At 62.2% G+C, this 21,850-nt stretch carries 20 protein-coding genes; 1 reads left to right on the top strand and 19 read right to left on the bottom strand.

Annotated features, from left to right (window positions below):
• Positions 1-39: 39 nt before the first annotated feature.
• The 18 genes from rbfA to ACWTV1_RS11310 all read right to left on the bottom strand — a co-directional run bounded on the left by rbfA (position 40) and on the right by ACWTV1_RS11310 (position 19,041).
• Complete coding sequence (gene rbfA, locus ACWTV1_RS11395) at positions 40-546, bottom strand: 30S ribosome-binding factor RbfA (protein WP_498505416.1); 507 nt, start codon at positions 544-546, stop codon at positions 40-42.
• A gap of 128 nt (positions 547-674) precedes the next feature.
• Positions 675-3,485: a translation initiation factor IF-2 gene (infB, locus tag ACWTV1_RS11390; RefSeq protein WP_498505415.1), complete on the bottom strand. Its 2,811-nt coding sequence runs from the start codon at positions 3,483-3,485 to the stop codon at positions 675-677.
• A 90-nt stretch (positions 3,486-3,575) separates the two neighbouring features.
• Positions 3,576-3,866 carry a YlxR family protein gene (locus ACWTV1_RS11385; RefSeq protein ID WP_498505414.1) on the bottom strand — a complete coding sequence of 97 codons (291 nt, stop codon included), beginning with the start codon at positions 3,864-3,866 and terminating at the stop codon, positions 3,576-3,578.
• Between the two features lie 118 nt (positions 3,867-3,984).
• Positions 3,985-4,986: a transcription termination factor NusA gene (gene nusA / locus ACWTV1_RS11380; RefSeq protein ID WP_100390011.1), complete on the bottom strand. Its 1,002-nt coding sequence runs from the start codon at positions 4,984-4,986 to the stop codon at positions 3,985-3,987.
• 75 nt (positions 4,987-5,061) lie between these two features.
• Positions 5,062-6,843 (bottom strand): proline--tRNA ligase, encoded by a 1,782-nt coding sequence (locus ACWTV1_RS11375; RefSeq protein WP_498505413.1) that lies wholly within the window; start codon positions 6,841-6,843, stop codon positions 5,062-5,064.
• Positions 6,844-6,861: 18 nt separating this feature from the next.
• Positions 6,862-8,010 (bottom strand): flavodoxin-dependent (E)-4-hydroxy-3-methylbut-2-enyl-diphosphate synthase, encoded by a 1,149-nt coding sequence (gene ispG / locus ACWTV1_RS11370; RefSeq protein WP_341620809.1) that lies wholly within the window; start codon positions 8,008-8,010, stop codon positions 6,862-6,864.
• 40 nt (positions 8,011-8,050) lie between these two features.
• Positions 8,051-9,109: an alpha/beta fold hydrolase gene (locus ACWTV1_RS11365; RefSeq protein ID WP_498505412.1), complete on the bottom strand. Its 1,059-nt coding sequence runs from the start codon at positions 9,107-9,109 to the stop codon at positions 8,051-8,053.
• Positions 9,110-9,154: 45 nt separating this feature from the next.
• Positions 9,155-9,796, bottom strand: coding sequence for a CoA transferase subunit B (locus tag ACWTV1_RS11360; protein ID WP_498505411.1), 642 nt, complete (start codon positions 9,794-9,796; stop codon positions 9,155-9,157).
• Positions 9,796-10,554 carry a CoA transferase subunit A gene (locus tag ACWTV1_RS11355; RefSeq protein WP_486176355.1) on the bottom strand — a complete coding sequence of 253 codons (759 nt, stop codon included), beginning with the start codon at positions 10,552-10,554 and terminating at the stop codon, positions 9,796-9,798. The genes ACWTV1_RS11360 and ACWTV1_RS11355 overlap by 1 nt, the downstream gene beginning before the upstream one ends.
• A 14-nt stretch (positions 10,555-10,568) precedes the next feature.
• Complete coding sequence (locus tag ACWTV1_RS11350; RefSeq protein ID WP_498505410.1) at positions 10,569-11,477, bottom strand: alpha/beta fold hydrolase; 909 nt, start codon at positions 11,475-11,477, stop codon at positions 10,569-10,571.
• A complete protein-coding gene (locus ACWTV1_RS11345; RefSeq protein WP_498505409.1) occupies positions 11,474-12,220 on the bottom strand; it encodes a 3-hydroxybutyrate dehydrogenase in 747 nt (248 codons plus the stop codon). Before ACWTV1_RS11345 ends, ACWTV1_RS11350 begins: the two co-directional genes overlap by 4 nt.
• A complete protein-coding gene (locus ACWTV1_RS11340) occupies positions 12,217-12,873 on the bottom strand; it encodes a TetR/AcrR family transcriptional regulator (protein WP_100390007.1) in 657 nt (218 codons plus the stop codon). Before ACWTV1_RS11340 ends, ACWTV1_RS11345 begins: the two co-directional genes overlap by 4 nt.
• Positions 12,870-14,432 (bottom strand): class I adenylate-forming enzyme family protein, encoded by a 1,563-nt coding sequence (locus ACWTV1_RS11335; RefSeq protein WP_100390006.1) that lies wholly within the window; start codon positions 14,430-14,432, stop codon positions 12,870-12,872. The genes ACWTV1_RS11340 and ACWTV1_RS11335 overlap by 4 nt, the downstream gene beginning before the upstream one ends.
• Positions 14,429-15,508, bottom strand: coding sequence for a branched-chain amino acid ABC transporter permease (locus tag ACWTV1_RS11330; protein WP_100390005.1), 1,080 nt, complete (start codon positions 15,506-15,508; stop codon positions 14,429-14,431). Before ACWTV1_RS11330 ends, ACWTV1_RS11335 begins: the two co-directional genes overlap by 4 nt.
• On the bottom strand, positions 15,505-16,380 hold the full coding sequence (locus ACWTV1_RS11325) for a branched-chain amino acid ABC transporter permease (RefSeq protein WP_100390004.1): 876 nt from the start codon (positions 16,378-16,380) through the stop codon (positions 15,505-15,507). The genes ACWTV1_RS11330 and ACWTV1_RS11325 overlap by 4 nt, the downstream gene beginning before the upstream one ends.
• Complete coding sequence (locus ACWTV1_RS11320; RefSeq protein WP_498505408.1) at positions 16,377-17,084, bottom strand: ABC transporter ATP-binding protein; 708 nt, start codon at positions 17,082-17,084, stop codon at positions 16,377-16,379. The genes ACWTV1_RS11325 and ACWTV1_RS11320 overlap by 4 nt, the downstream gene beginning before the upstream one ends.
• The gene (locus ACWTV1_RS11315) at positions 17,081-17,836 is read right to left on the bottom strand and encodes an ABC transporter ATP-binding protein (protein WP_498505407.1); all 756 of its coding nucleotides are present in this window, start codon (positions 17,834-17,836) and stop codon (positions 17,081-17,083) included. Before ACWTV1_RS11315 ends, ACWTV1_RS11320 begins: the two co-directional genes overlap by 4 nt.
• Positions 17,837-17,850: 14 nt before the next feature.
• A complete protein-coding gene (locus tag ACWTV1_RS11310) occupies positions 17,851-19,041 on the bottom strand; it encodes a substrate-binding domain-containing protein (protein WP_100390002.1) in 1,191 nt (396 codons plus the stop codon).
• A gap of 127 nt (positions 19,042-19,168) precedes the next feature.
• On the opposite strand from ACWTV1_RS11310, the gene ACWTV1_RS11305 reads away from it, so the two are divergent.
• On the top strand, positions 19,169-20,365 hold the full coding sequence (locus ACWTV1_RS11305) for an acetyl-CoA C-acetyltransferase (protein WP_498505406.1): 1,197 nt from the start codon (positions 19,169-19,171) through the stop codon (positions 20,363-20,365).
• A 132-nt stretch (positions 20,366-20,497) separates the two neighbouring features.
• Here ACWTV1_RS11305 and ACWTV1_RS11300 read toward each other — a convergent pair whose 3' ends face one another.
• Positions 20,498-21,826 (bottom strand): M50 family metallopeptidase, encoded by a 1,329-nt coding sequence (locus ACWTV1_RS11300; protein ID WP_100390000.1) that lies wholly within the window; start codon positions 21,824-21,826, stop codon positions 20,498-20,500.
• Positions 21,827-21,850 lie beyond the last annotated feature (24 nt).

The following is a 21,850-nucleotide window of genomic DNA, read 5'->3' as shown; positions in this document are numbered from 1 at the left end:
GGAGCGCACAAACCGCTTAGGCGGCCTGAAGGAGAATGCTTAAGCGTTACCGCTGACGTAGTGACCGTCTTCGTCGTCATCATCGTCGTCGTCGTCGAAGCCAGCGGCCTCTTCTTCGGCGGCGATGTCGCGCGGCTTCACGTAGGGGTCTTCGTCTCCCGCGTACTGAGCGGTCTTCTTGAGCGCCTCAACAGAAGCGTCACGCTTGTGCGCTTCGGTGAGGAGCGAGTCGATGAGGGCCGCGTTCTCGGGGATGCCATCGGCAATGAACTGGATCGATGGGGTGAGACGCGCGGTGAGGTTCTTTCCCACTTCGCGGCGCACGAGCCCGGTCGCCGACTGAAGAGCGGCGGCACTTTCGGCACGTTCTTCGTCGCTGCCGTAGACCGTGTAGAACACGGAGGCATGCTGGAGGTCGCCGGTTACCCGAACGTCAGTGATGGTCACGAAACCCAAGCGAGGATCTCTGATGCCACGCTCAAGCGTCTTGGCAACGATTACCTTGATGCGGTCCGCCATTTTCGCGGCACGAGCTGCGTCGACCATCTCTAACTCCTTCTATAACTTTCGCTGCCTCGAGAATAACCGAGGCGTTGACGGCACCCATGTCAGGAAGCTTGCGGAGCCTGCGTAGCTCCGCTTCCTGACCTGGGTGCCGTCATAAGCCAGCGAGATTAGACTCGCGGCTTTTCCTTCATTTCGATTGTCTCGATCTCGTCACCGATTTGGATGTCGTTGAACTTACCAAGACCGATACCGGCTTCGTAGTCGGTACGAACTTCAGTGACGTCATCCTTGAAGCGACGCAACGAGTCGATAGCGAGGTTGTCGCCAACGACGACACCTTCGCGGATAACTCGTGCCTTGGCGTTTCGCGTGATCGTTCCCGAGCGCACGATGACACCAGCGATGTTTCCGACCTTGGAGGAGCGGAAGATCTCGCGGATCTCTGCAACACCCGACTGCACCTCTTCGAATTCCGGCTTGAGCATGCCCTTGAGCGAGCTCTCGACGTCTTCGAGTGCGGCGTAGATGACCGAGTAGAAACGTACGTCGACACCTTCGCGAACGGCGCGCTCGCGTGCCTTCGGGTCGGGGCGAACGTTGAATCCAATGATGATGGCGTTGTCGACGGTCGCGAGGTTGATGTCGCTCTCGGTGACAGCGCCCACACCACGGTGGATGATGCGCAGCTGTACGGAATCGTCGACCTCGATCTTGAGGAGCGACTCTTCGAGGGCTTCAACAGCACCCGATACGTCACCCTTGATGATGAGGTTGAGCGATTCGACCTTGCCGTCTTCGAGGGCCTTCGTGAAGTCCTCGAGGCTGATGCGCTTGCGGCTACGAGCCAGCAGGGCGTTACGCTCTGCTGCTTCGCGCTTCTCAGCGATCTGGCGAGCCATACGGTCGTCATCGGTAACCAAGAACACGTCGCCGGCCTTGGGTACGGAGGTCAGACCGAGCACAGCAACGGGGCGCGAAGGCTCCGCATGAGTAACCGATTCGCCGTTTTCGTCGAACATTGCACGAACGCGACCGTAAGCGGTACCCGCAACGATGGGGTCTCCCACTTCAAGCGTTCCCGACTGGATGAGCACGGTAGCAACAGCACCGCGACCCTTGTCGAGCTTGGCTTCAATCGCGACACCACGAGCATCCTTGTTGGGGTTTGCGCGCAGGTCGAGTCCGGCATCCGCCGTCAGGAGCACAGCATCAAGCAGCTCGGTGATACCGACGTTGTTGAGCGCCGAAACGTCCATGAACATCGTGTCTCCACCGTATTCTTCGGCAACGAGGCCGAATTCGGTGAGCTGCTGGCGAACCTTTGCGGGGTTGGCGCCTTCTTTATCGATCTTGTTGATCGCGACAACGATCGGAACGTTGGCTGCCTGAGCGTGGTTGAGTGCTTCAACCGTCTGGGGCATGATTCCGTCGTCTGCTGCAACCACGAGGATCGCAACGTCGGTGACTTGAGCACCACGAGCACGCATAGCGGTGAACGCTTCGTGACCCGGGGTGTCAATGAACGTGATCGGACGTTCGATACCGTCGTGCTCCTTGACGACCTGGTACGCACCAATGTGCTGCGTGATGCCGCCGGCTTCGCCAGCAACAACGTTGGCGTTACGGATGGAGTCGAGCAGCTTGGTCTTACCGTGGTCGACGTGACCCATGACCGTGACAACGGGAGGACGGATAACGAGTTCGTCGTCTGATTCGTCTTCCAGTTCTTGGTCGAGGTCCATGTCGAAGCCGAGCAGCAGTTCGCGGTCTTCTTCTTCAGGCGAGACCATTTCGATCTTGAACCCGAGCTCCTCGCCCAGGATGTCGAAGGTCGCCTCATCGAGGGACTCGGTTGCTGTCGCCATTTGTCCCAAGTGGAACAGAACGGTGACGAGGTTTCCGGGGCTCGTGTCGATCTTGTCGGCGAAATCGGTGATCGAGGCACCACGACGAAGGCGAATTACTTCCTTGCCGTTTCCGCGGGGGACGCTAACGCCACCAAGCGAAGGTGCTTCTCTCAGTTCGAACTCTGCCCGCTTCGCCCGCTTCGACTTACGAGCCTTGCTCTTGCCGCCACCGCGACCGAAGGCACCTGCGGTACCTCCACCGGGACCACGGCCGCGGCCGCCTCCTGGTGCACGGTTAGGACCAAAGTTGTTCGGTGCTCCACCGGGACGGAATCCGCCACCAGCTGCGCCGGGACGGGCACCAGCACCTGCTCCACCGGGACCGCCGGGGCGCTGACCGAAGCCGCCGGGACGCTGGCCCTGGCCAGGTCCACCGGGACGCGGAGCGCCGGGGCGCGGCGAACCGGGACGCGGAGCGCCCGGACGAGGTGCACCGGGACGCGGTGCGCCCGGACGAGGAAGTCCGGGGCGAGGTGCGCCGGGACGAGGAATTGAACTTGCACCGCCGGCGGGTGCCGGACGACCCATTCCCTGGTTAGAGGCGAAGGGGTTGTTTCCCGGACGGGGCGTACCCGGACGAGGAACGGCGGAGGGGCTCGGCGCGTCGGCCGCTCCCTTGGGCTTCGCGCCAGACTCGGCGGAAGCCTTCTCAGCAGCTGCTGCCTTCTCGGCGGCAAGAGCCTGTGCTTGACGCTCAGCGACCGTCAAGGGAGCGGGAACCGCTCCCTCTTCTGGCTCGCGAGGCTGCTCAGGTTCTGGTGCCGCAGCGGGTGCTTCCTCAGCAACGTTCGCCGGGGTCGGTGCACTGGGCATGGGGGTCTTCGGCTTAGGCGTCGCTTTCGCGGCGGCCTTGGGCGCGGCCTTCGGAGCAGCCTTGGGCTTCTCTTCTGCGGCCGGAGCCTTCGCGGCGTCAGCCTCGAGAGCAGCCTTCAACCGTCGGGCGACGGGGGGCTCAATGCTCGAGGATGGGCCCTTAACGAATTCGCCCATTTCTTTGAGCTTCGCTAGGGCAGCCTTACTATCGACGCCAGCTTCGGCGGCGACTTCGTGTACGCGTGGTTTTGCAGCCACTTTTCTCCTGTCTGGGTCTGCTCCCAGACAGGGGCAGACCACTAATTACGGACGGAACTCATTTCGAGCCGCTCATTAGTTGTCCATAGGTCAATCAGCCTGTTCGTTAGGGGACATCGGTTGATGTCCCGCCTCATATTCAGCTAACACTGAAAGAAGTGTTCCGGTATCTAGCGGTGGATCCACCTTCAACGCACGCGCTAAAGCTCTGCGTTTTACTGCAGACTCAAAACACGAAATTGTGGGATGAAGCCACGCACCGCGACCCGGAAGTGTGGCCGATTGGTCGGCCACCACCGCACCGTGAGATGCGACAACCCTCAGTAACGAGGTTCTGCTGGCGCTCGCGCGACAGCCAACACACGTTCTTACTGCATCCATAATACCCCTACTCTGCAATCGCGCACTCCCCCGCGCCCATCAGGAGCGCGGGCAGCGGCGCAACACACCCGGTCACCCCCGCCGCACACTGGCGAGCGGGGCCGACCCGGGCGAACGATTAGTCTTCGTCGAGAATAGAGTCGGGCTGGATGTCGATGCGAGCACCCGTGAGCTTGGCAGCAAGGCGGGCGTTCTGACCTTCCTTACCGATCGCGAGCGACAACTGGTAGTCAGGCACGAGGGCGCGAACAGCCTTAGTGGCTTCGTCGATTACGTAGGAGCTCGATACCTTGGCCGGCGAAAGCGCGTTGGCCACAAACTCAGCGAGGTTCTCTGAGTAGTCAACGATGTCGATCTTCTCGCTGTTGAGCTCGGCGGTAACCGCGCGAACGCGCTGACCGAGTTCGCCAATGCACGAGCCCTTAGCGTTGATGCCGGCTTCAGTGGCACGAACCGCCATCTTGGTACGGTGCCCGGCTTCGCGAGCAACCGAAGTGATTTCGACGAGTCCACTCGCGATTTCAGGAACCTCAAGAGCGAACAGCTTGCGAACGAGCGAGGGGTGCGTACGGCTGACCGTAATTTGCGGCCCCTTGTCGCCCTTGTTCACGGCGGTGACATACACGCGGATGCGCGCACCGTGAGTGTATTCCTCGCTGGGCACCTGCTCTTCGGGAGGCATGATTGCCTCCACCGTGCCCAGGTCGATGTGAATCATGCGCGGGTTAGGACCCTGCTGAATCACGCCGGCAACAATGTCGCCCTCGCGACCTTTGAATTCACCGAGAACCTTGTCGTCACCGATGTCGCGCAAGCGCTGGTTGATGACCTGTTTTGCTGCGAACGCGGCAATACGTCCGAAATCACTGGGGCTGTCTTCAGCCTCGCCAATAACCGCACCCTCTTCGTCGTACTCAGGGACCCAGACACTCACGTGGCCGGTTTTGCGGTCAAGCACAACACGAGCGGTCGGCTGTACTTCGACAGCCTTACCTTCGGGAGCCTCAACGTGCTTGAGATAGGCGCTCAAAATCGCCTGCTCAATGATCTGCACCAGTTCTTCGAACGGTATCTCTCGCTCGCGCTCCATCATGCGCAGCACGCTCAAGTCGATATCCATTGAGGACCTCCGATATTCATTTAGGGGTTGTGACTCAGAACCGTCTGCGGCTCCGAACTTGCTAGTTTAGCTGGCTTATTTGGTGAGTGCAGCGACGACGTCGGCAACCGGCGTACTCGTGCGTTCGTTGGTAGCGCGATCCCAGACTTCGACCATTCCGTTGGCAGCATCGCGGCCGACAATCACGATCATGGGAACACCCAGCAGCTCGGCATCGCCGAACTTGACGCCGGGCGAGACCTTGGGGCGGTCATCGAACACAACGTCGAGGCCAGCGCTCTCGAGCGAACCAACGAGGGTCTCTGCAGTCTCGAAGACCACGGCATCCTTGCCCGCCGCGACGATGTGAACGTCGAAGGGGCTGATGTTCTTGGGCCAGAGGAGGCCCTTGCCGTCGTTAGTAGTCTCGGCGATTGCAGCCATCAACCGCGTGACACCGATTCCGTAGGAACCCATCGTGACGGTGACGAGCTTGCCGTTCTCATCGAGAACTTTGAGCCCGAGAACCTCGGCGTACTTGCGGCCGAGCTGGAAGACGTGACCGATCTCCATGCCGCGAGCGGTCTCAATGGGACCACTACCGTCAGGAGCAGGATCGCCGGCGCGGACATCCGCCACTTCAACGGTGCCATCAGCGATGAAGTCGCGCCCAGCCACGAGGCCAAGAACGTGCTTCTCATGAACATTGGCGCCCGTGATCCACTGGGTGCCATCAACAACGCGGGGGTCGAGAACGAAGCGCACTCCGGTAGCCGACTTCTCGCCGATAACGGCGCCCTCGGGCGACCAAGGACCGATGTAGCCCTTGACGAAGCCGGGGTTGCCCTCGAGCTTGGCCAGTTCTGCAAAGTCTTTCTCGGTGGCGGGCTCGACCTCGGCCGGAGCAAACGCCACTTCGGCACGCTTCATGTCGACATCGCGGTCACCCGGGAGACCAACGACGACGAGTTCGCGAGAGCCATCGATTGAGGTGAGCGCCAGCACGATGTTCTTGAGGGTGTCTGCCGCCGTCCACGGGCGGTCGGCGCGAGCCTGCTGCTCGTTCGCGAGAGCAACGAGGGTGTCGATCGTGGGCGTGTTGGGTGAATCAAAGACGAGCGGCGCGGGCAGGCCCTCGATCGGCTGCGCCTCAGGCGGAGTCGTGCGGTACGCCTCAACGTTGGCCGCGTAACCGCCAGCCGAACGCACGAAAGTGTCTTCTCCGATGGGAGTCGGGTGCAGGAACTCTTCGCTCTTCGAGCCACCCATCGCTCCGGCATCCGCTGACACCACAACATACTCGAGGCCCAAGCGGGTGAAAATACGCTCGTAGGCATCACGGTGCTGCTGATACGACAGGTCGAGACCGGCATCCGTGTAGTCGAAGGAGTAGCTGTCCTTCATCGAGAATTCGCGACCGCGCAGCAGACCGGCACGGGGGCGGGCCTCGTCGCGGTACTTGTCCTGGATTTGGTAGAGCGACAGCGGCAAGTCTTTGTAGCTCGAGTACAGGTCTTTCACGAGCAACGTGAAGACCTCTTCGTGCGTGGGTGCCAACAGGTAGTCGGCGTCTTTGCGGTCTTTGAGGCGGAAAATTCCGTCACCGTACTCGGTCCAACGCCCCGTGAGCTCGTAGGGTTCGCGCGGCAGCAGAGCCGGGAACAACACTTCTTGCGCACCAAAAGCTTCGAGTTCTTCACGGATGACCGCCTCGATCTTGCGGCGAACCTTGAGACCGAGAGGCAACCACGCAAAAACACCGGGAGCCTGGCGACGGATGTAGCCGGCGCGCACCAAAAGGCGGTGGCTGGCTACTTCAGCATCGACGGGATCTTCGCGAAGCGTGCGGACAAAGAGTTGAGAGAGACGTGTAGACACGCCTCAATGGTAGTGCGCCTACGGCGTGAGAACTTGCGGACTTCCCGTAGCACCGGCAGGCATCTCTGCTGCGATGCGGTTCGCCTCTTCGATCAGCGTGGCCACGATGTCTGCTTCGGGAACCGTCTTGATGACTTCACCCTTCACAAAGATCTGGCCCTTACCGTTACCGCTGGCCACACCGAGGTCAGCTTCGCGGGCTTCACCCGGTCCGTTGACAACACAGCCCATTACAGCGACGCGCAACGGAACCGTCATGCCCTCAAGGCCCTCAGTAACATCGTTGGCGAGCTTGTAGACGTCTACCTGAGCGCGACCACACGATGGGCACGAAACGATTTCGAGCTTGCGCTCACGCAGGTTGAGCGACTGCAGAATTTGCAGGCCAACCTTGATTTCTTGCACGGGAGGTGCCGACAGCGAGACACGAATCGTGTCTCCGATGCCCTCCGAGAGCAGGATGCCGAACGCGGTAGCGCTCTTGATCGTGCCCTGGAACTCCGGCCCGGCCTCGGTCACACCGAGGTGCAGCGGCCAGTCACCGCGCTCGGCGAGCATGCGGTACGCCTTGACCATGACGATGGGGTCGTTGTGCTTGACCGAAATCTTGAAGTCGTGGAAGTCGTGCTCTTCGAAGAGGCTTGCCTCCCAGACAGCGCTCTCCACGAGCGCCTCTGCCGTGGCCTTGCCATACTTTTGCAGCAGGCTCGGCTCGAGCGAACCAGCGTTGACCCCAATGCGCAGGCTTGTGCCTGCATCCTTGGCAGCCTTAGCGATCTCGCCGACCTTGTCGTCAAACTTGCGGATGTTTCCGGGATTGACGCGCACGGCGCCCACTCCGGCATCAATCGCCGAGAAGACGTAGCGGGGCTGAAAGTGGATGTCGGCAATAACCGGAATCTGGCTCTTCTTCGCAATGATGTGCAGCACATCCGCGTCGTCTTGATGAGGCACAGCAACGCGCACAATGTCGCAACCCGATGCCGTCAGCTCTGCAATTTGCTGCAGAGTGGCATCGATATTGGTGGTTTGCGTTGTCGTCATGGACTGAACGCTGACTTGCGACTCACTACCGACGCCTACTGAACCGACCTTGATCTGCCGGGTCTTGCGACGGGGAGCGAGGACTACAGGGACTTTCGGCGTTCCGAGATTGATTGCTGGCACTCATCTATCCTAAAGCCGACACCTGAACATCGGCGGAACGCTAGCGCGCGCCGAGGTGAGCAGTCAGTGCCGCCACGAATTCGTCCGGACGCTCAAGATGAGCGGAATGACCACAGTTCTCCCACGCCAGTTCGGTGTACTCGCCGCCATTGGCCTTGTACTGCTCGAAGACCGCGCGGGTCTGTTCGACCATCGGCTGCGGTGGGGCAACCTCTGCGCCGGGCCAGCCCGGGATGACACCAAGTTGTCCCAAGAAGTTGAGGTCGAAGCCTGAGGCATCCGACACGATCGCGTCTTGCACACCACGCACCCACAGAACACGTGGCTTCGTGGGCAGTTCAGTAATGGCGCTGACGTTGAAGTGATTGGGTGTCATGGTGTTGAGTACGCCACGTCCGCCGGGGCCGAAGCCAGGCCAGGCGTCAACAGCAACCGAGTCGCCCGGGTAGTTGTCCTCGCCCGTCGCGGTCGTGAGCATTGATTCGACCCAGAGATCTTCGTGTTCGGTGTGGGCTGCGGCATCCGCCACATACGCCGTGCGGAACACCGTGCGAGCGGATGTCGGCGACTCGTCGGCCGCATCACCCGCGTTCAGCTGGGCCACGAAGTCGGGGTTCGCTCCCCCGCCGCCCGTGCCGGAGCACTCGGGGTTCAGCAGTTCGCCATTCGCACCCTTAGTTCCGCCGAAGCCGAAGGGCGAGACAGGAGACACAAACGAAACGGTGTCGACGCGCTCGGCATAGTCGAGCATGAACTGCATAACGACCCCACCGCCCATGCTCCAGCCGACAAAGCTCGCCCGCTCGATGCTGAGCGCGTCGAGAACCGAGGCGATGTCGTCGGAGAAATCTCGAACGCCCCGCGTGGCATCCACGGGAAGCGTTTCGCTGTCACCAAAACCACGCAGATCGATGGCCAGTGCGCGCACGCTACTGTCGAGCGCGAGCATTGTTGGCTGCCAGAACAGCGACGAGGACACATTGCCGTGCACGAACACGACGGTCGACGTGGGGTTGTCGGCCGGGCGCTCCAACACCGATGCGACAATGCGCGGTGTCGTGACGCTGTGCTGAACGATGCCGTCGAGAAGGGTAGCCATGCTGTGTCCTTTGGTGAGTTGAACTACGGGAAGTGGCGAAACTGGTTAGGCGGAGAGCTCGACAATGAGCTCGGGTTCGGTGGCGGCGCGCACGGTTTCTTCGTCAACGCCGGGAGCGAGCTCGCGAAGAACGAGACCGCGATCGGTCACATCGATGACCGCGAGGTCGGTAATGATGCGGTGAACGACACCGCGGCCGGTCAGGGGCAGCGAGCACTCATTCACAATCTTGGGGCTGCCATCTTTTGCGACGTGTTCCATCAGCACAATGACGCGCGCTGCACCGTGCACGAGGTCCATGGCACCGCCGGGGCCCTTAACCATCTTGCCGGGGATCATCCAGTTCGCAAGATCGCCGGCAACAGAGACCTGCATGGCACCAAGGATGGCGGCGTCAATCTTGCCGCCCCGGATCATGCCGAAGCTCATCGCAGAGTCAAAGAATGCGGTGCCCGGGAGGGTCGTCACCGTCTCCTTGCCTGCGTTGATCAGGTCGGGGTCAACGTTCTCTTCGGTCGGGTATGGCCCGACACCGAGGATGCCGTTCTCCGATTGCAGCACCACCGTGCGACCTTCCGGCACATAGTTCGGCACGAGCGTCGGAAGACCGATTCCGAGATTTACGTACGAGCCATCGGCCAGTTCGAGAGCGGCACGTGCCGCCATCTCTTCGCGAGTCAAAGCCATTATGCGACCACCTTCTGCACTGTGCGACGTTCGATTCGTTTCTCGACATCGGAGCCAACTTCGATCACCCGCGAGACGTACACGCCGGGCAGATGAACGGCATCCGGTTCAATCTCACCGGGCTCGACGAGTTCTTCGACCTGGGCAATACAGATACGCCCGGCCATCGCCGCAAGCGGCGAGAAGTTGCGCGCCGACTTGGCAAAGACAAGGTTGCCGTGGCGGTCTCCCTTGAGCGCGTGGACGAGCGAGAAGTCTGTCGTGATCGACTCTTCGAGCACGAAATCCTTGGCGGTGCCATTGACGTCGAACGAACGGACCTCTTTTTGAGGCGAGGCAATCGCAATGCCGCCCGAACCGTCGTAGCGGCGCGGCAGGCCGCCCTCGGCTACCTGAGTGCCGACGCCGGTCTGCGTGAAGAACGCGGCTACTCCCGAGCCGCCGGCCCGGAGCTTCTCGGCGAGAGTTCCCTGCGGGGTCAACTCCACTTCGAGCTCCCCCGTCAAGAACTGGCGCTCGAACTCTTTGTTCTCCCCCACATACGACGACGTCATTTTGCGGATGCGGCGGGCGGCCAGCAGCACGCCGAGCCCCCAGTCATCCACACCGCAGTTGTTACTCACGATGCTGAGATCGTCGGAGCCCAACTCCAGCAGCGCTTGGATGAGCACCATCGGGTTGCCGCACAGGCCGAAGCCGCCGACTGCCAAAGATGCTCCACTCGGAATATCAGCGACGGCCTCTGCCGCCGACCCCATTGTCTTGTCGATACTCACGCTCGGACCTCCCGCGGTTGGTTCGCCATTAGTTGAGTCATGACGCCCGCGACGATATCTGCGCCTCGTTGCGTCAAAGTAATTGTGTAGTGATTGACGTCTGACGCTTCGTGAAATTCCACATGAGGAAGCTCTGACCGCCAGTGGTCACACTGTTCCGGAGGATACAACGCCGGTACCTGATTGAGAAGACCCCGCGGTGCCCGAATGAAGTGCACGGGCATGCTGAGTCCCTCGAGAGCCGCGCGATACTGCGCGTCCCCGCTCAACTGCAAGGCATCGAAGCTCACCGCGTCGATCGAACTCGCGGGGTGCAGGTGCGGTGCCGAGCCGACGAGGTCGTAGTCGACGTAGTCGCGCACTGCCGACGTGAAGTTGTCGGCGAAGGCCGGATGCACGCGCCAGAACTCCTGGTAGCTCTCTCGATTAGGGAACGTCATCGAAAGCCGCTCCGCTGCCGGGCCCAAAATCACCTGCGGCAGCTCCTCCATCGAGGTGCCCTCCGGTGCTGGGATCGGCAAGCCGCCATCGATGAGGAGCAGGCTGGAGACACGCTCCGGGTGCTGCGCCGCCAGGGTTGCAGCAACGAATCCCCCCATCGAATGCCCGACGACGAGCGCGGACTCAGTGCCGGTTGCTTCTAACAGAGCGTTCATGTCGGCGGCGTGCTGCGGCATCCCGAACGGAGCGGGAAGGTCGCGGCTCGCACCACGACCGCGCAGGTCAGGTGCGATGACCCGGCAGTTGGGGAACGCTGCGGCGATGAGCGGCCATGACATATGCGAGGCCGTAATGCCATGAATCAGAAGGATCGTGGCGACAGGTTCCGACTCGGGTTCCCAGACCGCCGCAGTCAGTTCGCCGCCGATGACGGGAACGGTGATGGTCGTGTGTGGTTCAGTCATCGCGCGCTCCAGCCGCCATCCATCGTGTACGAAGCGCCCGTGACCATGCCGGCGCTGTCGCCCGCGAGCCACAGCACGAGGTCGGCCACTTCAGCCGGCTCAACGAGGCGCTTGATGGCGCTCTCGGTGAGCATGACTTTCTCGACCACCTCGGATTCCGGGATGCCGTGCACCTTGGCCTGGTCAGCGATCTGCTTCTCGACGAGTGGCGTGCGCACGTAGCCCGGGTTCACGCAATTGCTCGTGACGCCATGAGCGCCGCCCTCGAGCGCGGTGACCTTGGAGAAGCCCTCGAGCCCATGTTTGGCGGTGACGTACGCCGACTTGTAGGGCGAAGCGCGTAATCCGTGAACGGAGCTGAGGTTGATGATGCGCCCGAAGTTGCGTTCGTACATCTTCGGCAGCGCCGCCCGCACGAGCAGGAAGGGTGCCTCGACCATGAGGTCGAGGATGCGGCTGAACATCACGGGGTCGAATGTCTCGATGGGATTGACGTGTTGGATGCCCGCGTTGTTGACGATCACATCGACGTCGAGCGAGAGGTCGGCGAGCGCCGCCGTATCGGTCAGGTCGACCTGCCAGGCTTCGCCGCCCACGAGTTCGGCTTGAACCCGAGCGGCATCGCCATTGAGGTCAGCCACGATGACGTGGGCTCCCGCTTTCGCGAGTGCGACGGTACAGGCGGCACCAATACCGCTCGCACCACCGGTGACGAGGGCGCGACGGCCCGTGAGATCGGTCATTTCTCGACTCCTTCGGTGCTCGGCTCTGGCACGGCCAGAGCGCGGCGGATAAACGTAATCATCTGATCGAGAACGTCGTCGGGCACGCGCGAGGTGCCGCTGGCAGTGGGGTCGGCATCGTTACCGGCGTCGGCGGAATCTCCCCAGAGCACCCAGCGCATCCCGATCATTTCGCCAATGCCCATGAGGGCCCAGGCGGCAACGGTCGGGTCGATGTCGCCGATCTCGCCCAGCAATTGAGCTTCTTTGAGACCTTCGATGTAGCCGTCGACAATGCGCGAGTAGTGCAGGCGCAGCGACTTCGGCGAGACAAATTCTGCTTCGCGCACCACGCGATAGAGCGCGGGGTGTTCCGCGGTGAACTCGAAGAACGCACGAAAGCCGGCCCGCTCAGATTCGATGCGGTTGGATGCTGCGCCCGAGGCTTCGCTCATGGCACGACGTACGCGGCGGTTGAGGTCTTCCACGAGCTCCTCGAAGATCTCGAGTTTGCTCGCGAAGTACAGGTAGAACGTTCCTTGGCCGACGCCCGCTTCTTCGGTGATGCGCACGACGGAGGCATCCGTGTAGCCGTAGCGCGCGAAGACCGTTTCGGCAGCCTCGATGAGCTTCGCCTTGGTGCGGGTGCCGCGAGCGGTGAGTGGTGTGCTCATGAACTGATCCGTCCTGCTTGTGCGGACTCTTCTGTCCATTGCCCCAGCAGCACCCGGCGACGAACTTTGTCGCTGGATGACCGTGGGATGTGTTCGGTAAAGATCACGCGCCGGGGCACTTTGTACTTCGCCAGGCTGGCGCTCGCAAAGTTGAGTACGTCGGTTTCATCCGTGGAGGCTCCGGAGCGCACGACAACCCAGGCCACGGCGACTTCGCCCCACTTCTCATCGGGAACCCCGACGACAGCCACATCGGCGATTGCCGGATGCCCGAAGAGAACCCCCTCAATCTCGGCGGGAGCAACGGACTCTCCCCCGGTGATGAAGATGTCTTTGAGGCGATCGAGAACGCGGTAGTAGCCTTCGGAATCGCGGCTGACAAGATCGCCAGTGGCGAGCCAGCCGTTGCGCAGCGCCAGCGCGGTGGCCTCGGGGGCACGGAAATAGCCACTGAACACTCCGGGGCCCTTGACCAGCAGTTCACCCTGGCCAGCACCCTCGATGCGCTCTCCCGTCACGGGATCGGCAATGTCGACATCCACGTGCGGGTAGGGCTTGCCCGCTGAACCGATGCGCGTGCGCGCTTCTTCATCGGGCAGGCACAACACGTTCGGGGCTGCCTCGGTCAAGCCATAGCCCTGGGTCAAGGCCACACCGCGGCTGTGCCAGACGCGCAAGAGCGGTTCGGGCATCGGCGCTCCCCCGACGATGGCGTGCGCGAGGCTCGACAGGTCGCTCGAGGCGAATCGCGGATGCTGCGAGAGGATCAGGTAGTTGGCGGGCACGCCCATCATCGTGGTGATGCGGCGGTCGGCGATGAGCTGCAGCACGCGAGCGGGATCGAAGGTGCGCTCGAGCACGACCGTAGCGCCCATCCACCAGGCCAGCAGCGGCTGAATGTTCCAGCCGCCTACGTGGTACTGGGGCATGACGGCAAGCACCGTGTCGGCACTCGTGATCTCGGCCGTGCGCGAAAGCGAGAGGTTGGTCCAGAAGCAATTGGCGTGGCTGAGAATGGCGCCCTTGGCCTGGTCGAGCGTTCCCGAGGTGAAGATGATGAGCAGGGCATCCTCGTCCCGCACCGGGCGATGCACGGGAGTCGTTGCCTCACTGCGCAACGGTGCCACGATGTCCCGCTCAATACCGTGGGTGCCGAGGATGCCACGAGCAATTGGTGCGACAAGACGATCGGTGGCAAGAGTGCCCAGCGTCGAAAACTCGTCCTCAACGAGGAGCAGTGCAGGATCAGCCTGCTCAAGCTGCTGAGCGATCTCCCGCGGTGACAGGCGCCAGGAGAGCGGAACGAGCACGAGCCCGGCCTTGGCACACGCGAAGAATACGACCACGTGGTCCGAACTGTTGCCCGTGATGGTGGCGATGCGATCACCGACACCGTAGCCGCCCGCGAGGAAGGCTTCGGCGAGCGCCGTGGCCCGGTCATCCAGTTGACGGTAGGTCAGCACGACGCCGCGGTCGTCGACGGCCACTCTGTCGGGCGTAGCGAGGGCGCGGTCGGCAGTCCACCGCCCGAGCGTGTGTAGCCCTTCAGACTGGGTCATTCTGCCTCCTCGAGCCGCTGACGCTTCTGCGGCGCGAGACTGGTGCCTGTTGAGAGGCGCTGCACCGCACCGGCGATTCCTCCGGGAAGGAACAACACCACAAGGATAAACAGCGTGCCGAGGATAAAGAGCGGTTCGGAGAGTGGAATCCGCAAGATTGCCGGAAGTCCGTCGATGGCATCCGAGCTGGCCAGTGCCGTAAGACGCTGATCAAGCAGGGTGTAAATGATGCCGCCGACGATAGCGCCCCAGCGGGAGCCGACACCACCGAGAACCACGATCACGAGGATCGTGAGGGTGAAGTCAGCAGACGTGGCGCGGGGTGTTGTGCCGCTCTGCAGCAGCAAGTGCACCATTCCCACGAGCGACGCCAACACAGAGGCGATGACAAACGCCATGAGCTTGACGCCGAAGGGGCGGAGGCCAAGCACTCGCACACGCAACTCGTTCTCGCGCGTGGCCGTCACCGCATGACCGGCGCGGGAGTTCTCGAACCAGGCGACAACCACGAACACGACGACGAGCAGGGCAAGGGCGAGCCAGTACAGGTTTCGCGTATTGACAACACCGATGAAGAAGTCAGGGATGTGCTCGGTGTCGAGTCGCAGCCCCTCTTCACCGCCCGTGATGCCGGGGTTGCGGCGCACGAGCACGTTGCCCGCTTGAGCGAAGGCCAGCGTCACCATCGCGAAGGAGATGCCGGTCACCCGCAGACTCAACGAGCCCAGCAAATAAGCCGCCGTAATAACAATCGCGAGCGTTAGGCCCAAGGCCGGCAACAGCGTCAGTTCAGTCTCGTGCAGCACGATGCCAAGGCCATAGGCCCCCAGAGCGAAGTACAGCGCGTGACCGAAGGAGAGCATGCCGGCGGTACCGAACAGCAAGTGGTAGCTCAGTGCCAGCGAGGCGAAGAGCAGTGCCAGGGCGAGCAGTTGCAGCGTGCCCGGCGTGTAGGTTGCCCCAGGCAGTACGCCCGGGATCGAGATATTCAGCAACGGCAAGAGAGCGGCGATGACTACGAGAACGCCACCGACGATCCACCAGGTGCGCTGGCTCAACTTCGAGAGCGACTTCATGCTTTCTTCCCCAAGATTCCGGTCGGGCGAACCAACAGCACGACGGCGAGCAACAGAACGACCATCAAGTCGCCAGTTCCGCCCCAAAAGTAGTTAGCGAATTGCTGAAGCACCGCGACAACAACCGAAGCGATAGCGGCACCCGCGAGCGAACCAAGCCCACCGATCACGGTGACGATGAATGCGAAGATCAGCAGGGATCCGCCGAGCTGGGGCGACACGTAGCCGAAGTAGTGCGAGGCGAGCACTCCGCCCAGACCTGCGGCAGCGCCACCGATCGCGAACACGACCGTAAAGGCCTTGCGCACGTCGATACCGAGAGCGGTCACCATCGAACGGTTTTCAACGCCGGCCCGGATGATGAGCCCGAAGCGGGTGTACCGCAGGAAGGCGACAATACCGAGCAGCACCAGCACCGCGGCGCCGATCATTAAGAAGCGATCGTTAGGAACGCGGGCGCCCAAGATTTCGGTTGTCTGCGATAGCCATTCGGGGGCGGTGACATAAATCGCGTCCGTGCCCCAAATACCTTCGAAGAGAGCAACCGAGGCGAGAGCCAGGCCGACCGTCACGAGCACTTGCTCGATATGTCGGTTGTAGAGCCGTCGGATGAGAAGGAACTCGGTAGCGGCAGCCACAAAGGCACCGACCGCCATTCCGAGCACCAGCGAGGCGATGAGGGTGCCCCAGCTGCTGCCGTCCATTCGCCGTGCCAGCTCCCAGCCAGCAAAAGCGCCGAGCGTGAGGAACGAGCCGTGCGCAAAGTTGAGTACGCCCATGAGGCCGTAGATCAGCGAGAGGCCGGAGGCGACCAAGAAGTAGAGCGCACCGAGTCCGAGGCCCGTGATGAGCAGAAGAATTATGGTGCTCATGCGACCCCCAACAGTTCTTTCGTGAGCGCTTCGTTGCTCAAGAGTTCTTCGGCACTGCCGTCGTAGACCACGCGGCCGCCTTCAAGCACAATGGCCTTCTCGGCGAGCATCCGCACGACCTGCAGGTTTTGTTCAACGAGTAGCACCGGCACCGTCTGGGCCGCACGCTCGAGAGCTTTAGCGACATCCATCACGATGAGTGGAGCAAGGCCCTTCGTAGGCTCGTCAACCAGGAGCACGCGATTGTCGTTGACGAGAGCGCGAGCAAGCGACACCATCTGCTGCTGACCGCCCGAGAGCGTGCCTGCAAGCTGGCCGGCCCGGTCCGTAAGATCAGGAAAAAGTTCGTGGATCAATTGGCGGTTTGGCGAAGAATCGCGCTCGGCCAACCGCAAGTTTTCGGCAACAGTAAGCGAAGAAAAGACCTCGCGGTCCTCCGGCACGTAGCCAACGCCGCGCTGCACAATGCGGTGAGTGGGTTCACGATCAACGCGCTGGCCCGCAATCGTCACCTTGCCGGAGCGTTCGATCAAGCCCATGATGGCGCGCAACGTGCTGGTCTTTCCCACGCCGTTACGGCCCAGAAGTGCCGTCACGCCGACGGGGAGCATCTCGAAACTAACATCTTCGACAACCTGCTGGCCGGCGATACTCGCACTCAAGCCAGCAACCGACAGAATCGACTCGGTCACAATCTCGGTCATAGTGGAGCCCCCAAATAAGCTTTCTGGACCGCTTCGTCTGCCATCACGGCATCCGGGGTGTCACAGGCGAGAAGCTGGCCATGGTGCATGACCGCAACGCGGTCAACCAGGCCGAGTACGACATCCATGTGGTGTTCGACCATGAGCACGGTACGACCCGACTGATGCACCTGACGGATCACTTCGGTGAGCCCGGCCACGTCGCCCGAAGCGACACCGGCCATCGGCTCGTCGAGCAGGATCACGCTCGGGTCGGTGGCCAGCAGCATCGCGATTTCGAGCTTGCGCTTGTCGCCGTGAGAAAGAACCCCGGCTTCGGTTTCGCTGTGATGCCTGAGCCCGACTTCGTCGAGGCGAGCTCGAGCGATGGTTGTCGCTTTGTCGTGCGCCCGCGGAAACCGGATGACTGAGGTCGCACCGCCCAGTTTCACTTGGGCTGCAAGGCGAACATTCTCGAGCGCACTGAGCGCCGGAAAGAGACTGGATGTTTGAAAGGTTCTGCCGAGCCCAGCCCGGGCCCGCGCATCAATGGACTGATTCGTGACGTTACGCCCCTCAAGCGTGACAACTCCGCCGGTGGGAGTCATCACCCCAGAAATGAGGTTGAAGAGCGTGGTTTTGCCGGCCCCGTTAGGGCCGATCACGCCGAGCATCTCACCCTGAGCGATCGAGAGTGACACGTCATCGATGATGACGGCACCCCCGATCGTGAGGGCAAGGTGCTCGACCGTGAGCACGGGCTGGTTCGACATAGTTCGTTAGCTACTTACTCTGCGACGGGCGGGGTTACGGCGTCAGCGTCAACGGCCGTGACCAGTTCAGGAATCCACGAGTCACCATCGGCAACAAGGGAGACCTGGAACATCGGCTGGATCATGGCGTGGTCCTCGGCGCGAACCGTGATGGAGCCCTTGACCGAGTCGAACGTCCAGCCCTCGAGAGCCGCGATCATGGCATCCACATCGTCGCCACCTTCACGAACGGCCTGAACTACCATCTGTGCTGCAACGAATCCGTCGGGCGAGAACAGGTCAGCCTGCTTGCCCTCTGCTTCGAGGTAGCTGACCATTGCCGCGTTCGCGTCGTTGTCCGTAGCACCACCGAAGTAGTGGTTGAGGAAGCTGATCTGGTCGCTCGCAGCGCCGTAAGCACCGTAGGTCGAGACATCACCGAGACCGGTCGCGACAGGAACGCTGTCGAACACGCCCTGCTGGCTGAGCGCCTCCCACATGGCTCCGGAGGTTGCTCCGGCCCACGCAACGAACACGAGGTCGGGCTGAGCATCAACGATCTGCTGGGCGAAGGGAGTGAACTCGGTGGCGTCCTCGGGAACGAGAAGGCTCGTGACGTCAGCGCCCTGGCCGCCAAGAACGGCGGTGGCGGCGGCAACGTTGCCCTGGCCGAAGGCCGTGTCCTGAGCGAAGACCAGAACCGACTTGCCTGCCGGGTCACCGATGAAGGTACCCGCGGTAGCGACGTCTTGGAAGCTCTGGCGACCCGAGCGGAACGTGTAGTCGTTCACGCCTGTGATGCCGTCTGCTGCGGCCGGGCCGGAGATGTAGAGAACCTTGTTCTGCTCGGCCTGCTCAGCGAGGGCAAGCGCGATTCCCGAAGAAACCGTACCGACGATGATCTTCTGGCCTTGACCAATCACGTCCTTGGCTGCGGTGACGGCCTTATCGGCGTCGCCAGCGTCATCCGTGATCGTGATGTTGAGTTCGCGACCATCGACGGTGCCTGTGCCGTCGGTGGCGTAGTCGAGACCGGCATCGAAGCCGGCGAGATAGGCCTCACCATAGGCCGCAAGAGGGCCTGTCTGCGAGGTAATGACCGAGACATCGACGGGGGCGAGGTCATCGCCGCCGCTTCCGCTGTCGACGGCGGGAGCACAACCCGCCAGTGTGAGTGCAACCGTCGCAATTAACGCCGGAGCGAGGTACTTTTTACTGACCCGCATGATGGGACCTTTCCTGCTGCCTTAGGAGGATTGTGATCTGAACCTGAGACCCGGTTCAGGTTTCATGTAGCCTATGGTTGCGCAACCACGCTGTCAACAACGGCGACCAAACAAAGGAGTTTGCACAGTGGCCAACACCCCCGCACCCAACGATGTAGTGATCCTTTCCGCAACACGCACCCCACAGGGCAAATTGCGCGGACAACTCGCTTCACTCTCCGCCGTCGAACTCGGCGCTGTTGCCCTCCGCGCCGCAGTCGAACGCTCCGGTGTTGACGTTGAATCCATCGACCAAGTGATCTTCGGCCAGGTCATCCAGGCCGGTGCCGGGCAAAACCCAGCTCGCCAGACGGCCATTGCCGCCGGACTCGCGTGGAAAACCCCCACCGTCACCATCAACAAGGTCTGCCTCTCCGGGCTCGCTGCGATCGTGGATGCTGCGCGCCTCATCCGTCTTGGAGAAGCGAACGTCGTGGCTGCCGGTGGTCAAGAATCCATGACCAACGCCCCGCACGTGCTCCCCGGATCGCGCATGGGTTGGGCGTACGGAACAGTCTCTGCCCTCGACTCCGCCGCGCACGACGCCCTCACGGATGCCTTCGACGCCGAATCGATGGGCGCCAGCACCGAGCGCCACAACGGCCGCCTCGATATCGGACGAACCGAGCAGGATGAGATTGCGGCCGCTTCGCACCAGCGCGCCGCCGCCGCGATCGACGCCGGCGTCTTCGCCGACGAAATTGCGCCGGTGACGATTCCACAGCGCAAGGGCGACGACCTTGTTCTCGACACCGATGAGGGTGTCCGCGCCAACACCACCGTTGAGACCCTCGCCGGATTGCGCCCCGCCTTCGACCCCGAAGGCACCATCACCGCCGGCAACTCTTCGCCGCTGAGCGACGGAGCATCCGCCGTGATTCTGGCCAGTCGCGCATGGGCCGAAGAACACGGCCTCACGTGGCTTGCTGTGCTCGACCGCTCGGGTCACGTCGCCGGCCCCGACAACTCCCTACACTCGCAGCCCGCTCGCGCTATTGCCGCTGCCCTCGACAACGCCGGCTGGAGTGCCGGAGATCTCGACTTTGCCGAAATCAACGAAGCGTTCGCGGCCGTGAGTCTGCGCTCCACCGCCGAACTCGGGCTCAGCCACGACATCGTGAACATCCACGGTGGCGCTATCGCCATTGGCCACCCGGTCGGGGCATCCGGTGCTCGCCTAGTGGTTCACGCCGCTCACGAGTTGGCACGCCGTGGCTCGGGCCGCGCGGCCGTAGCGCTCTGCGGCGGCGGCGGTCAGGGCGACGCGCTGCTACTCACCCGCTAGAAACGCTGATCGCTAGACCGACTGCAACGGTGGCCGGAGTCGACAAGACTCCGGCCACCGTTCTGCAGCAACCGCAGCAGCGGTCGCGATAGCGAGCGCTCGAGCGGCAGCGGCAGCGGCAGACGCAGCGGCCTAGAAGATCGAGATCGGCTTCACGATGTCGGCGTAAATCAGCATGGCGCTCATGGCACCCAACAGAACGACGACAACCAGCGTGAGCGGAATGAACTTCGCGGCATCGAAGGGGCCAGGGTCGGGCTTACCGAAGAGCTTGGCAAAGAAACGGCGAACGCCCTCAAACAGCGCGCCAGCCACGTGTCCACCGTCGAGCGGCATGAGCGGCACGAGGTTGAAGACAAAGAGTGCAACGTTGAGCGAGCCAATGAGACCGACGAGAGACGCTACTTTGTCGGCCACGGGGGCGTTGTCGAGGCTCGTGATTTCCCCCGCGATACGACCAACGCCCACAACGCTGATGGGGCCATTAGGGTCACGCTCGTCAGGACCGAAGGCCGCGTTAGCGACGTCGACCATGCGCTGAGGCAGGTTGAGGATGACATTGGCCACCGAAACGATGTTGTCGCCGACCGCAGGCAGCACGGCGGTTACCGGCTGCTGCACGGTCTCGAGAGCGGAACCGATGCCCAAGAAGCCGTATTCTTCCGTCTGGGCGACGCCGTCGGCATCCTCAACGATCTGACCGCGATCGTCGTAAACGTAGCGCTCAGTGAGCAATGGCTCAGCGACGAGAGAGACCTCGGCACCGTTGCGCTCAACAACGATGTTCAGTTCATCGCCAGCAGCGGCACGGATGAATTCGGTCGCTTCGGCCCACGAGGAGACGGCTTGGCCATCCATTGACACGAGTCGGTCTCCGGGCATGATTCCCGCGGCGAAGCCGGGAGCGTCGGGGTCGGTGCTTTCGCACGTCTGTCGTTCGGAGGTCGCGGCGAGAACGCACTCAGAAACGCTGCCTACTGTCGTGGAGGGCTGCGCGACACCGAATCCCATGAAGAGAATGGCGAACATCACGATCGCGATGAGCAGGTTCATCACCGGACCACCGAGCATGATCACCACGCGCTTCAGCACGGGAAGCTTGTAGAACGCGCGCGATTCATCCACGTCGACCAGGGTGTCGGCGCTGGCGGTACGAGCGTCTTGAACGAGCGCTTGAAAAACGCCGGTGGTGGCCGTGCGACTTCCACTCTCAGACTTGCCGGGAGGGAACATGCCCGCCATCGAGATATAGCCGCCAAGCGGAATCGCCTTCACGCCGTACTCCGTCTCCCCACGCTTGCGCGAGAAGATCGTTGGTCCGAAACCAATCATGTACTGACTAACGCGCACGCCAAAGAGCTTGGCGGGCAGCAAGTGTCCGATTTCATGCAGGCCAATAGACACAGCAAGCCCGACGAGAACGACGAGGATGCCAAGAATGTACAAGAGCACGTTTTCCACCCGCTAAGAATAGCCACGCGCACC

The organism is Salinibacterium sp. VpJ6, from assembly GCF_059767345.1.
This window is presented reverse-complemented; position numbering and strand designations above follow the sequence as displayed.

What these genes read in the sequence shown, in the direction of transcription:
- ACWTV1_RS11360 (WP_498505411.1), bottom strand. Translation starts at nt 9,796, where the DNA reads ATGGCTTTGACTCGCGAAGAGATGGCGGCACGTGCCGCTCTCGAACTG.
- ACWTV1_RS11335 (WP_100390006.1), bottom strand. Translation starts at nt 14,432, where the DNA reads ATGACCCAGTCTGAAGGGCTACACACGCTCGGGCGGTGGACTGCCGAC.
- ACWTV1_RS11365 (WP_498505412.1), bottom strand. Translation starts at nt 9,109, where the DNA reads ATGGCTACCCTTCTCGACGGCATCGTTCAGCACAGCGTCACGACACCG.
- ACWTV1_RS11350 (WP_498505410.1), bottom strand. Translation starts at nt 11,477, where the DNA reads ATGACTGAACCACACACGACCATCACCGTTCCCGTCATCGGCGGCGAA.
- rbfA (WP_498505416.1), bottom strand. Translation starts at nt 546, where the DNA reads ATGGTCGACGCAGCTCGTGCCGCGAAAATGGCGGACCGCATCAAGGTA.
- ACWTV1_RS11320 (WP_498505408.1), bottom strand. Translation starts at nt 17,084, where the DNA reads ATGACCGAGATTGTGACCGAGTCGATTCTGTCGGTTGCTGGCTTGAGT.
- ACWTV1_RS11310 (WP_100390002.1), bottom strand. Translation starts at nt 19,041, where the DNA reads ATGCGGGTCAGTAAAAAGTACCTCGCTCCGGCGTTAATTGCGACGGTT.
- ACWTV1_RS11385 (WP_498505414.1), bottom strand. Translation starts at nt 3,866, where the DNA reads ATGGATGCAGTAAGAACGTGTGTTGGCTGTCGCGCGAGCGCCAGCAGA.
- ACWTV1_RS11325 (WP_100390004.1), bottom strand. Translation starts at nt 16,380, where the DNA reads ATGAGCACCATAATTCTTCTGCTCATCACGGGCCTCGGACTCGGTGCG.
- ACWTV1_RS11345 (WP_498505409.1), bottom strand. Translation starts at nt 12,220, where the DNA reads ATGACCGATCTCACGGGCCGTCGCGCCCTCGTCACCGGTGGTGCGAGC.
- nusA (WP_100390011.1), bottom strand. Translation starts at nt 4,986, where the DNA reads ATGGATATCGACTTGAGCGTGCTGCGCATGATGGAGCGCGAGCGAGAG.
- ACWTV1_RS11340 (WP_100390007.1), bottom strand. Translation starts at nt 12,873, where the DNA reads ATGAGCACACCACTCACCGCTCGCGGCACCCGCACCAAGGCGAAGCTC.
- ACWTV1_RS11330 (WP_100390005.1), bottom strand. Translation starts at nt 15,508, where the DNA reads ATGAAGTCGCTCTCGAAGTTGAGCCAGCGCACCTGGTGGATCGTCGGT.
- ACWTV1_RS11355 (WP_486176355.1), bottom strand. Translation starts at nt 10,554, where the DNA reads ATGGGGTCGGCGGCAGAGGCCGTCGCTGATATTCCGAGTGGAGCATCT.
- ACWTV1_RS11315 (WP_498505407.1), bottom strand. Translation starts at nt 17,836, where the DNA reads ATGTCGAACCAGCCCGTGCTCACGGTCGAGCACCTTGCCCTCACGATC.